9 protein-coding genes are annotated in these 13106 nt (G+C 50.1%); 4 read left to right on the top strand and 5 right to left on the bottom strand.

What is annotated here, in order from left to right:
* Positions 1 to 24 precede the first annotated feature (24 nt).
* A complete protein-coding gene (locus DXA36_RS09890) occupies positions 25 to 966 on the bottom strand; it encodes an ABC transporter permease (RefSeq protein ID WP_118678658.1) in 942 nt (313 codons plus the stop codon).
* A gap of 151 nt (positions 967 to 1117) precedes the next feature.
* The gene (locus tag DXA36_RS09885; RefSeq protein WP_118678656.1) at positions 1118 to 2845 is read right to left on the bottom strand and encodes an extracellular solute-binding protein; all 1728 of its coding nucleotides are present in this window, start codon (positions 2843 to 2845) and stop codon (positions 1118 to 1120) included.
* A 224-nt stretch (positions 2846 to 3069) separates the two neighbouring features.
* Here DXA36_RS09885 and DXA36_RS09880 point away from each other — a divergent pair, with 224 nt between their 5' ends.
* From DXA36_RS09880 to DXA36_RS09865, 4 genes are all read left to right on the top strand, one after another.
* Positions 3070 to 4566 carry a response regulator transcription factor gene (locus DXA36_RS09880; protein ID WP_118678654.1) on the top strand — a complete coding sequence of 499 codons (1497 nt, stop codon included), beginning with the start codon at positions 3070 to 3072 and terminating at the stop codon, positions 4564 to 4566.
* A gap of 12 nt (positions 4567 to 4578) precedes the next feature.
* On the top strand, positions 4579 to 6342 hold the full coding sequence (locus DXA36_RS09875; protein WP_243114602.1) for a sensor histidine kinase: 1764 nt from the start codon (positions 4579 to 4581) through the stop codon (positions 6340 to 6342).
* A 267-nt stretch (positions 6343 to 6609) separates the two neighbouring features.
* Positions 6610 to 6879, top strand: coding sequence for a hypothetical protein (locus tag DXA36_RS09870; protein ID WP_147366566.1), 270 nt, complete (start codon positions 6610 to 6612; stop codon positions 6877 to 6879).
* 67 nt (positions 6880 to 6946) lie between these two features.
* Positions 6947 to 7843 (top strand): sensor domain-containing diguanylate cyclase, encoded by an 897-nt coding sequence (locus tag DXA36_RS09865; RefSeq protein ID WP_118678650.1) that lies wholly within the window; start codon positions 6947 to 6949, stop codon positions 7841 to 7843.
* 12 nt (positions 7844 to 7855) lie between these two features.
* Here the strand turns inward: DXA36_RS09865 and DXA36_RS09860 are convergent, their stop codons facing one another.
* The 3 genes from DXA36_RS09860 to DXA36_RS09850 form a co-directional block, all read right to left on the bottom strand.
* Positions 7856 to 9484 carry a hypothetical protein gene (locus DXA36_RS09860; RefSeq protein ID WP_118678970.1) on the bottom strand — a complete coding sequence of 543 codons (1629 nt, stop codon included), beginning with the start codon at positions 9482 to 9484 and terminating at the stop codon, positions 7856 to 7858.
* A gap of 183 nt (positions 9485 to 9667) precedes the next feature.
* Complete coding sequence (locus DXA36_RS09855) at positions 9668 to 11446, bottom strand: cache domain-containing sensor histidine kinase (protein WP_118678648.1); 1779 nt, start codon at positions 11444 to 11446, stop codon at positions 9668 to 9670.
* Positions 11421 to 13100: a response regulator transcription factor gene (locus DXA36_RS09850; RefSeq protein ID WP_182478997.1), complete on the bottom strand. Its 1680-nt coding sequence runs from the start codon at positions 13098 to 13100 to the stop codon at positions 11421 to 11423. The genes DXA36_RS09855 and DXA36_RS09850 overlap by 26 nt, the downstream gene beginning before the upstream one ends.
* Positions 13101 to 13106: the final 6 nt, after the last annotated feature.

The following is a 13106-nucleotide window of genomic DNA, read 5'->3' as shown; positions in this document are numbered from 1 at the left end:
CTGAAAGTCCGTTCCTTCCAACCCCTAGAAAATCCGGTAGTTTGCAAATTTTTTAGCCAGTCCGTGGGCCGTTACGATCATGATAAAGCTGATAACCGATTTCAGCAGGCCGATCGCTGTCGCCAGGGAATACTGGGCATTCACAAAGCTCATCCGATAGACATAAGTGTCAATGATATCTCCGCTCTGGTATACGATGGGACTGTACATATTATAGATTTGGTCAAAGCCTGCATTCAGTATATTGGCGATATTCAGGGTGGCTACGAGCACAACGGTCACGCGGATGCCGGGCAGGGTGATATGCCATATTTTGGCGAGCCTTCCCGCGCCGTCCACATCCGCGGCTTCATATAATTCCGGATTGATCCCCATCAGGGCCGCGATAAAAATGATCGCGCCATAACCGAATTCCTTCCATACATCCGTCGCAATGATCACGCCCTGGAAAAATTTGTTGGAACCAAGAAACATAAGCGGCTCTTTCAGGATCCCCACATTCATAAGCATCTGGTTTACCACTCCGTTGGTATCAAGAAGATTTTTGAAAATAGTCGCCAGAATAACCCAGGAAAGAAAATGAGGCAGAAAGCAGATTGTCTGAACCGATTTTTTGAACTTTACGCCGCCTATCTCATTCAGCAATATGGCAAAGACCATGGACAGGACCATGGTGAGCACCAGTTTCCCCACGGCTATAGTAAAGGAGTTCATGAAAATACGTCCGGTATCGGGAAGGATAAGCATACGTCTGAAGTTATCCAGCCCCACCCATTTGGATTTCAGGAAGCCGGTAATCGGCTGGAAATTCTGGAATGCCATGATATTTCCGAAAAATGGTATGATAGTATAGATGAACAGGATCAGAAAACCCGGAAGCATCAGCAGATGGTACTGCCAGGTCTGTTTGATGGTAACCTTACGGCCGCCGCTCCCTTTTCTTTGCTGTTTGATTGGCTTTTTCATAGATGTCCTCTCTTTGCCCTTATATTCAGTAAAACCGGACGGCAGAATACCTATGGCCGTCCGGTTCCCATTCCGTTAACGGTTCAGACAGCCTGAACCGCTAACGCATCCGGCCGGTAAAAGCCCGGATCTGCCTTTATCAGGCTGTGCTTCACTGTGCCTTAACCATATCGTTGATTTCCTGGGTGATGGTATCACCGCCCAACGCTTTCCACTGTTCCACAAAGCTGTCAAACGCATCCACGGAAACGTCGCCGGTCAATACCTGGAGGAAGAATTCATCCTCCTGGGTTTTCAGTGTCCCCCAAAGGGATTCCATAGAGGGGCTGTCTGCGTAGGTGGCCGCATATACCTGGTTCAGCTGATCCGCATTTTTCTGGACGGTCCATGCGCCGTTCGCCCAGCCCCAGCCGTTTGCCGTGGTGATATTGGTATCCGCCGCTTTCCGGAAGCCGTCGTTGATCACTGTGGTATAGCCGTTGTACCAGGTCTTGCCGTCTCCGCTCAGATCCTCATAGGCCACCTTGCCGTCGATGCAGTCCATAACCGACTGGATCTGCTTCTCTTTGGCATCATAATCACAATGAAGGACATTGATGGGGAAATAGTGCCAGGAGAAGGGATCGTCCATGCCGTTGGGGCGTACGCCGTCCGCCTGTCCCTGATCCAGATCGTACTGATAATTGATTGTCTTTACTACAGCTTCTTTGATTTCTTCGGAGCAGCCCTTCTTCACCACCACATAGGTGCTGGTAGGGCTCTTCATGGGAACGTTCAGCTTGCCTTCCGCCGATACGGGAGCCAGATAGGAATTCCAGTATACGGAGTCGTCCGCCCCTTCCAGCATGGATACAATAGGCCACTGGTTGGACCACCATGCGCCGAAGAAGATGCCGGCCTGTCCGTTATTGATCATCTCCACACACTGGTCGCCGTCCCTGACTGCGAAGGAAGGGTCAATGACGCCGTCCTGCACCAGCTTGCGGATTTCCGTGAGTGCGGTTTTGGTTTCTTCCGTCGTGGAACCATATACCACCGAACCGTCCTCCTGTGTGATCCACATCTTGGGGTACGCATTGAATGCGGTAAAAAGCCCGTTCATATGCCAGGCGCCTCCGCCGGACTGTACGATATCTTTGGAGCCTACGATCCCGGTATTCACATTGCCGCCGGGATTCTTTTCCATAAAGGCCTTTGCGATTGCCACGATATCGTCAATCGTTTCAGGCTCTTCCAGTCCCAGTTCTTCCATCCAGTCACCCCGTATGTATACCAGGGGAACCGCGTCCATACCCGGCTGGATATCCGGTATCGCCATCAGCTTCCCGTCAAAGGTAGCCAGATTCTCGGAAATACCGTTGGTGGAATCAAAGCATTTCGTCAGCCCCTCCGAACGATAGGTATAGAAGGCATCTGTCATATCCTCCACCGCCCCTGCATTCACCAGCTGTACCAGCTGTGTATAGGTTACATTCATGACGTCCGGCATATCCCCGGATGCGATCGCCATGGCAACCTTGGTTTCATACTGTGTGTCATCCACGGAGAAATCATAAATATATTCCACATTCAGATTATCCTGCAGATATTTCACAATATAATTGTTGTGGGAATCTTCCCCGTCCGCATAGGTCACGTTAGCGGATTCCGCCCTTCCTATATGTATAGTTGTCACCTCGCCGCCCACAGGCCCGTAGGGATCCACCTCTTCTCCTGCTGCCGCATCTGTGGCCTGCGCTTCAGCCGACGGCTGTTCGGCCGCCGCTTCCCTGTCCGCCGGCGCTGCGGCTTCCTGTGAATTTCCTCCCCCACAGCCGGTCAGAGCCGACAGTGTCAATCCCATTGCGAGCAATACGGATAATATCTTTTTCCTCTTCATGACAATCCTCCTTTTTTATCATAAAAGTAAGGCTTTCACCGGCGCCGATAGAATTCCTTTTCTTTCTGTTTTCTATTGTATCTCCTCTCTTTTTTCAGGTAAATAAAAGGATATTATCATACATGCCACAAAATTACCCACTTTGTTCATGCCACTGTTTTCTTCCTTAAAAATGGTATAGAATCATACCAATACCTGGGAGCCAAAGAGAGGAGTATACACTTATGTACGAAATCCTGATCGTGGATGATTCTGTACTTGATATTGACTGTATCAGATTCCTGATAGAAAAATACGAATTCCCCCTTCATGCCGTAACTGCAGTGAACGGAAATGAAGCCCTTTCTCTTCTGAAGAAAAAGGGCATGCACATTGATATTCTTTTTACCGATATTAAAATGCCTTTTATGGACGGCCTGGAGCTTTCCCGGGAGGTACGCCGGCTTTCGCCGGATACGAAAATCGTCATTTTCAGCGGCTTTACTGATTTTGAATATGCGAAAACAGCTATTACCATCGGTGTGGAAAACTATCTGATGAAACCCATCATCCCCTCTGATTTTGAAGCTACGATACGGAAGGTTCTCCGTTCCATCGACGCAAGACGGGAACAGGAAAAGCACCAGAAGCGCCAGACCCGTATCATAAAAAGCCATATTCTCTGGCAGGCCATCAACCATACGGCCGCGCCCGACAGTCTCACCGAGTACCTGGATCCCTACTACAGCCTGCTCCTGATTGAATGTGATAAGGAATTCTTCAGTTCTGTAAATGAGGAGTTTCCGGAAAAGCTGAAGGACCTTCTTTCCATTCCCTTCGACTATCTGAACCTGTATCCCTCCAGAAGCCTTTTGTTTATCAAAAAGCCGCTGAAGGACAACTGGCTGCTGGCAACGGCCCAGTCCATCTGTCTGGCCGCACAGGAAGAATATGACCAGAAATGCTATATTACCTTTGATGAAATCCCGGATAACACCCATATTGCAGCGGTTTATTCCCGTCTGGAAAAGAAAATAGAAACCCGCTTCTTTTTCCCGGACCGCAACATTCTTCTTCCAAATGATCCGGGACATACCTATTCCGCCGCGGGGCATATATCCATGGATATCCTGGCGGATGATCTGAAGCTGCAGGACTACGATTCCTTCCATTCCCACCTGGAAGAAATTTTTGACTCCCTGAAGGACGATAAAACCCAGTCACTGATCTATGTAAAATACTGCTTTACGGAAATGGTAAAGGTACTCAGCCAGGCAGGGAACGGCACGCACTGGGATCTGAATGCCCTGGCGGAACAGATATTCCGTTCCTCCAACATCCTGGAATTGATGGACATGATACGCAGTCTGTCCGCCTCCATACAGAAAGCCCCTTCCGGGGAAAATACCCCGGTGCTGAAAACAGAGAAAATACGCCAGTATATTTATCAGAATTATTCACAGCCGCTGACCCTGGATGAGATCGCGTCCCATTTCTATCTCAGCCCCAATTACCTGTGTTCCATATTTAAAAAAGAAAACGGCTGCAACCTGATTAAATTTATTAATGATTACCGGCTGAAAAAAGCCTCACAGCTTCTGTCCGGCACACAGATGAAAATACATATTGTTGCAGAGGCTGTGGGTTTTCGGAATACCTCCTATTTCTGCCAGCGCTTCCGGGATTTCTACGGCGAAACGCCGGAAAGCTTCCGGCAGAACCACAGCAGCAAATTACCTTGACAGGAGGATGGCATGTTCAGAATGTTTTACCCGTTACGCTCCCGCTTTCTTAATATGAAAATACGCAATAAGGTGTTTTTTATTTTTATTCTGGTAGGTGTCATCCCGTTTCTGTGTTACATCACCCTTTCCAACCGCTTTACCAACCAGCTGATCCTGGAACGTGAAACGACTCTCACGGAACTGGCTCTGGATCAGGCGGTCACTTACATGGAAAACAAGCTGGAAACCTATAACAACCTGTCCAACTATATGTTTAATAACACCTCCATCCTTGAGGTGCTCAACAAAGAATACGGGACTGATTATTTCCAGATGTACAAGGCTTACCAGGATACCATAGAGCCTCTGTTCCAGACCTACTATGCCCTGCACCCGGATCTTCTGAATCTGACCATCTATTCCTCCTGCGATCTGCATCCCTACAACGGCTATATCCAGTCCTTCTCCGTCTTAAGCGGACAGGAATGGTTTTCCCTCGTCTCCGGCCGGTATTCCCCCACCTGGACCATCCTGGAAGAGGACGGTGAAAAAAGCCTGTATTCCACCAGGCTCATCGGGGATTCCCGCAAATACAGGACACTGAATTATCTCTGTCTGCAGGTGGACTATGAATCTTTATTTGCCCCGCTGTATACCGTATCGGAGGGCGATTACCGGATCGTGATCACCGATTCCGCCGGCTCCCTTGTTTTTTCCAATGTGGAGATACCGGCTTCTCTTGATACCAAAACCGATATTTCCGGTATCATGACAGACGGATCCGGCAAAGGCCATATGCTCCTGACAAACCAGATCCATGCCGCCGGCTGGCAGGTTCATTTTTCCAAGTCCTATGATTCCCTGGTGGACTATGTGAACAGCATCACCGGGGTCATCTATGCCTTCGGCTGGATCATTCTGGTTTTTCTGGGTATTATGGTACTTATCATCACCGTTTCCATTGTCTCTCCCATCGAAACGCTCACCGCCAAAATACGGGAAGTGAGAAATGGGGATATGAGCCATCTCACCGTCGATCTGGAGGATAACAGAAAGGACGAAATCGGTGTCCTTTTCCGGAACTTTTCCCGTATGATGGGGCAAATCCATCATTATATTGAGGTGAACCTCAAAAATGAACTGGAAAAGAAAAATTACCAGCAGAAAATTCTGTACGCCCAGATTAACCCTCATTTTCTATACAATTCCCTGTCCCTGATCAACAGCCGCGCCATCCTCTCCGGCCAGGACGATATCAGCAATATGGTCATCCTTCTGTCCACCTTTTACCGCACGGCCCTGAACAAGGGGAAGGATACCACCACACTGGAGAATGAGCTGCAGAATATCCAGGCCTATATCCAGATCCAGCTTCTTTCTTACAGCGAATATATCCAAGTCATCTACGACATTGATTATTCCCTTTCCCCGGTCACCTTCCCTAACTTCATCCTTCAGCCGCTGGTGGAAAATGCGTTGGATCACGGGCTGAAAAACAGTCTGCGGGAAGATAAATGCCTCACTATTACGGTGGAGAGGGAAAGCCCTGACAGGGAGGAACCGGACTATGTTCCCTCCGTCATGCACGTTATAATCCGGATAGAAGATAACGGGATAGGAATGGACGAAGAAACCGTTTCCTCCCTGTTCCGTATTAAAACCAACGGCTATGGGCTGAAAAATGTAAACGACCGCCTGAAGCTGCTGTATGGAAATGATTTCCGTCTTACCATTACAAGCCGCGCCGGCGAAGGGACGCTGACCGTGCTGAAGGTGCCGCTGGAGCCATCTTAAAACGCCAGTCCTTACGCTGCGTTTTTTACAGCGCTAGTATTGCCGCGTTTTTAGCCGAGCGAGAGCGCAAACGACTAAAGTCGTTCCCCTGGAAGGAACCTTGCAGCGCCGCCATCCCCGGGAAAAGCCGGGCGGGGAAAACGGGCAGGCAAAACCACACGGCAGCGGCACAGGGGGCGTAAACAGTAACGAATGAACTGTCATTCATGCACATATTTCTTTTTCCAGCAATACAATATAGAAACGGATAACATTCAGGAGCAGGCTATGGCAATTAACTCACTGGATATACTTAACCTCTCCCATTCGCTGAAAGATATCTGCGAAGTAAACTGCAAGACACCGGAATGCCTGAACCAGACCCTGCAGGTTCTCCTGGAGTATAATCTGATCCAGGCCAATCTGGAATTCAGCCGGCAATTCGCCTGCTCCGATACCCCCCGTACACCGCCGTCTCAGGCGCTGCCCCTTTCGCCTGTTGCCAAGGAACTCAGGCTGGAGCCGAATGTTGAGGAAATCAATGCCCTCCGGGGGTAAACGAAGATACGTTTAGAAACAGCATACACTTTTTTGGCAAGTAAGCCAGGAATACAGGAGCAGAAACATGGAAATAAATGATTTGTACCTTACAATTATAAATAATATGACTGACGGGGTGTATCTTGTTGATCTTGAGCGCAGAATTCTCTTCTGGAATAAAGCGGCGGAAACTATTACAGGCTACTGCGCAGATGAGATAGTTGGCAGACAATGCCAGGATAACCTGCTTAACCATATCGATGAGGAGGGCAGGCCCTTATGTATCACCGGATGTCCTCTGTTCTCCGCCATCATTGATGGAAAGCAACGCCGGGAGCATGTTTTTGTACGTCATAAGGATGGTTACCGCATCCCCATACTGGTGAATATCTTCCCTCTGAAAAAGGACGGGGAAATCATTGGTGCCATTGAAATCTTCTCACAAAATTCACCTACTATCTATGAAGACAATCTTGTGGAACATCTTTCCGAAATTGCCATGCACGACACCCTGACCAAACTGCCAAACCGCAGGTATCTGGAAAGCTTTTTAGACTATAAGCTGAATGAATACCAGCGGTTTGGCCGTTTATTTGCCGTGCTGTTTGCAGATATTGATGATTTCAGCCATTTTAATAATGAATATGGACATGATACCGGCGATAGGGTGCTGGTTAACATCGCTGCCGGCATTAAAAAGAATATGAACCGGAATGATTTGATCGGCCGCTGGGGAGGGGAAGAATTCCTGGGTATCTTCTCCATCTCCAACGGTTATGACGCATCCATACTCGGCGAAAAATTCCGGCGGCTTGCTTTAAACACAGAGGTTCCCCACGGGGAAGCCGCATTACATGTCTCCGTTTCCGTAGGGATAACCGTTGTTCACAAAGGAGACACGGCGGCCTCCCTCCTGGAACGGGCGGATCAGCTTATGTACCAGGGGAAAAAGGGCGGGAAAAACCGGGTGGCCGCGGGCTGATAAAAAGCAGCATTATAAAAACATCTGCGCATACCGCTTCGCGTCCTCAAATATAACTGCGGCTTCCTCCGGCGCTTTCTCCAATGTCCCGTCTACAATCGTAATCGTAGGGATAATCCCTTTGCGCAGGGGACATCTCCGAATGGGATTATAACCCAGTTCATGGACACCGGTGCTTCCCCTTGATACATCGCCCAGACACAGGTGCCCGAACCCGCGGGCATAGGTATCAAACATTGGGGCATAGGCCTCATCATGCCAGTGGAGGACACCATCCGTATGTCCGCACTGAAGCAGCGGGATACAGGCGGCAAGCCCGTCATACCAGCCTTCCCCTGCCAAAAGCAGCTCCGGATTATGTTCCTTCAGGCGGCACGTCAGCTTCCGGATCCCTTCGTAAAGGCTGTGGCTGGGATCGTTCATCCATACCGCCGCTATGTCAAAAAAGGCGGCATCAAAACCATATTCATCCATCAGACCCGTCACCTGGGCAACCAGCCGGTTCTGCCATCTGGGAGCCGCCGGATTCAGGCTGCGGTTGGAGCCATGATCATAGTGGCGGGATGCGTCCCAATCCACGCTGCCTCCGTACTGGCTGCCTCCCGGCCCCCGGAATTCGGAGGGCAGTCCCCATTCTTCATAATTGTCGAAATGGCTCCCCACAACGTTTATACCGAACATAGGCATGACATGAACCCCCAGCGCCTTCGCTCCCCGGCATAATTTCAGGAAACCTTCCTTTCCCCCCATACGTTCATCCGGCGAATAGCTGCCGTATTTCCAGTAATAACGGCCTTCCCAGCCGGGGAGGTATGCCAGCACGCGCCGTCCCTCCACCTGGCTGCAGATCTTCTTCAGGTTTTCCAGGACCTGTTCATAATCATGGAACACATAACCGGTCCAATGCTGGCAGTGTATGGCGGCAACCAGGGAAATTTCCCTGGCCCAGTCCGGCACATCGGCCCTTTTTTCCCAGGGAACCAGCCCGTAGTTCTTTTCCGTTTGCAGCCGGTGGGGTTCATAGATGTCCGCAATACTTCCGCCCTGTCCCACTTCCCATTCCGGAGTTTCTATCCTGCCTGACATCTGTGTGGCCTTTTCCTCAAAAATCAGCTCTGCCGCAAGCCCCTGCTGTGTATGAACGAAAACAAAACGTTTATCCCGCACCTGATTATCCAGCGAACGGTAATAGTATAAGCCCCCCGCTTTCGCCTGAAGGATCACAAGAGGGGTCCCCACATCACGCCAGCCTTCCGGGTATTTCAGGTTGAGGCCTTCCGGCGGAATTTCCCTGGGCCTTGCATCTGTCAGATTGATCAGTTTTCCATCCGGTATCCCATGCACTGTGACCTTAATGCAGCGTATGTCTTCCTCATGGCCGGCAATCTGCGCCATAGCCTTTATCCGGATCCCCGTCTCGCAGGCACAGGCATGGATTTTAACATATCCCGGCATTTTCAGCTGCCCTCCGGCGTAACACAGACCATTTATGTCTGCCGTAAGTTCCTCCTCTCCCTGTTTGATACGCATTCCGGAGACATCCGGGGCATAAGCGTTCCTGAACGTATAAATCATGACGGAAAATGCAATCCCCTTCAGGGTAAAATGAGGGGTGGGAAATGTAAAGCTTAAATCCTGCATCGCAAAAACCTTCCTTTCTGTTTTCCTTCTTATTTTACGCAAACTTGGCTCCTGCCAAATTTGCGTTCTTTACGTAAAGTATATTATTTCCGGGCGTCCGGCCATAGGGTGTCCGGTTTGGAATGTGTGTCCTATTTTCTCATGTATCCTCTTTTCCGTAACCGCTCAGACAAAACTGCCTTGTTACTGCGCAGGCCTGCCGGAACCGTTCCCTATATCCCTCCCCGGAAGGGTCAGAATAACCGTTGTTCCCGCACCTGGTGTGCTCTCTATTTTTATCTCGTACCGGTTCCCGAAATAAAGGCGGATACGCTCTTCCACATTGGATATCCCCACATGGCTGAACCGGATCCCATTTTCCTCCGGTTTTTCAGCAGTCTCTTCCGGCCTGAACCCCCTGCCGTTGTCTTCTACCCTTACGCACAGCTGTTCTTCCTTAAAAAAAGCATGGATGCTAATGCGGTATTCCCCTGTTTCTTTCTCCGTCCCGGCAAATCCATGGATGATGCTGTTTTCCACAAAGGGCTGGAGGGAGAACTTCGGAATCCTGCAGTCCCCCGTTCCCGGTTCCAGCGCAGTCGCAATCCGGAAGTTCCGGTTTCTGCGAAAGGACATTACAGCCGCGTAGTTTTGTACATAATCCAGTTCCCGGGACAGAGTGATAAGCTCTTCCCCGCTGTTTACAAGACGGAGCAGGGATATCAGGGAGGTGGTCATATCCGCGGCATCTTCGGTACGCTTCAGCCTGGCAAGGGATTTGATGGAATTCAGCGTATTATACAGAAAATGGGGGGTGATCTGCGCCTGGAGGAAGCGGATTTCCGCCCTTCTTTTCTCGTTCTGTTCTTTCTCGATATCCCGGATCAATTCTCTTATTTTTTCCGACATCTGATTAAAACCGTCTCCCAGCCGCCCTAATTCATCCTTCCTGGGAATATCCACCCGCGTGTCCAGTAAACCCTTTTCCATATGTGCCATGGCCCTGCTCAAACGGCCGATTGGCGCATTCAGGTAATGGTATAAACTCATTGCAGCAATGACGGAAAGCACCGCGGTTATCACCATCACCAGAAGGACCACCCAGGTTATGGCGTGAATGGATTCCTTGCTATTGGCAAGCGGATTGAAATAAAGATATCTCCATCCATTGGTGCCTGATTTGGCATAGCTTACCAGATAAGTCCTGTCTGCCAGGGGAACAGGGACGACTCCCTTGTCTGTGTCCAGCATTCCTCCCGCCGACTCCTGCCCAAGCAGCTCCTGGAGCTCGTCCTCCTCAGCCGGAGTCCCCGCCGTATACACTATCCTGCCTTCTCCGTCCAGAAGAACACAAAAAGCCCCCTTATCCATCGTACGTGCCAGAAGCTCGCGGAAATAATCCGCGGAAAAATTAATCAGCGCCACGCCGATATTGGCGTTCGCGGAGGATTCATAAATCGTCCGGTAGGCGTAGATAACCGGCCCTTCCTTTTCGTTAAAAACCTTCCAGTGAATGGATGCGTCTGCCTGAAGGAAACCGGAAAAAGGCTCCCGGCGGGTATAATCCCCGGCCAGATTGATCCCGGAGCTGTCCCCTCTTATCAGGGGCAAATCCCCGTCATTCCATAAAAATGCTGCCATTTTCAGGGAATCCCCCCGCTGGCTGATCAGGGAATCCAGCTTGGAGGTCAGAAGCAGCAAATCCGAATAATAGATTTCACTTGTCTTTTCCTTCCGGAACTGGAGAAATCCCTGGGTGGATTCGGAGGTAACCAGATCATGCAGTATGGTTTCGAAATTATGCATCGCCAGATCAAAATTGGTCATCTGGTTTTCCAGGATGCTCATTTCACTTTTCCGGGTATTTTCCGTTAACGATTTCAGCAGGACCCGGTAAGAAAAAATCCCTGTGGTCAGCGTAGGTGCCAGGGTTAATAAAATCAGGAAAACCGACAGCTTATACTTCAGGCTGATGTGCCGCATCGTCCCCCTCCTTTTTTTGACAATCCCTTTCCTCCAGACAGCTTTTCCGGAATTCGCCGCAGGTTTTACCTGTCGTCCGCTTAAACAGTCTGCAGAAATACCGGTAGTCGGCAAATCCGGTCCTGTCGGCAACCTCCCTTGTATGAAGGCTGCTCTTTCGGAGCAGCTGCATGGCATGGCCGATTCGTATTTGATTCAGGAAATCCGTATAATTGACGCCCACCTCATCCTTGAACACCTTACAGAAATAGGCACGGCTCATACAGGCCTTTTCCGCCAGCTGGTCCAGAGTGACGGCTTCCTTATAATGCCGGTACAGATAGGCAGCCGCCTCCCGTATTTCCCTTCTGGATATCTTATGCAGGATGATATTCGCCCGGCCGCATTCTTTGACAAGCCCCGTGAGCAGTTCAAAAAAACCGGTACAGGTATCGGCTTTTTCCAGACTGCCCAGCTGCAGCTCCTGTTTTTCCATACTGTCCCGGAATACGCGCAGTTTTACCGATACCTCCCTCTTTAGTTCCTGCTCCGGCGGTTCCTGGCGGAAAACGGCCTTTCGGAAATCCTCCAGCCTCTCTTCCGTCTCCTCCGGGCCTCCTGCCATCATGGCGGAAAGGAGTTCTTCCCACTGCGCAAAGGGAAATCTTCCTTTGTCAGATTTCCCTTCCGGGAATCTCCCTTTGTCAGATTTCCCTTCCGGGAATTGTGCCCTGCTATGCCTTCCTGCATCCGCCGGTCCTGCAATGCTGTCCATAATTGTCCGGTATCCTCTGTAAAACCGGATATGGGCGTATTCCTGCATTCCCCGGAGGCCTTCCGGGATTTCCTTGAGCTGCATGCAGATCCTCCCCGCACACAAAAAAACCTGGATATCCGCACAGAGGAAACTTTCCTGCAGTATACGCAGCAGCCTTGCCATCAGATTGGTTACGAGCAGAAAGCTCACTTCCGGGATATAAACTGCCAGGAACAGAAGATTATCTTTGACCGGAGCGCCGTAAATTCTGCAATCCCCGCCGGCCCGCGCCGCAGCAGCTTCCGTTTTCTCCCATACCGCATCGATATCCTTCCATCTGTCCCTATCCGCAAACTCTGCGATAACCGGTATCCAGGCTCCTCCTTTTACAGGAATATCCAGACGGATCGCCTGGTCATACATCTGCCTGTATTCCAGTTGGTCCCGGTATACCTGCTGCCAGAATAAACAGCGCAGGTCATGCTGCGCATCCAAACGCATCTGAAGCAACTGTCTGCGTTCCTGTACTGTCTGTTTTTTTGCCCGTATTTCTCCCGCCATCTGTTTCAGGAATGGAATCAGATTATCCGGTTCTATTTCGTATTTCAGAAGATATTCCACGGCTCCTGCTTTCATAGCGTCCCTGACATACAGGAAATCGTCGTAATTGCTCAAAACCGCAAAGACCGTATCCGGGTAAAGCTGCTTTGCCTGCCGGATCAGCTCCACACCGCTGATTTCAGGCATGGAAATGTCCGTTATCACCAGTTCTGCCGGCGTCTTTTCCAGAATCTCCATTGCCTCTTTTGCGCTCTGCGCGGCCATCGGCGTGTGGAAGCCGCAGCTTTCCCAGCGTATCAGACTGCATATATCCTCCAGAATCAGCCAGTCATCGTCTACAATCAAAACCTTGTGCATGCTATC

The sequence above is a fragment of the Eisenbergiella sp. OF01-20 genome, assembly GCF_003478085.1.
Taxonomy (GTDB): Bacteria; Bacillota; Clostridia; order Lachnospirales; family Lachnospiraceae; genus Eisenbergiella.
This window is presented reverse-complemented; position numbering and strand designations above follow the sequence as displayed.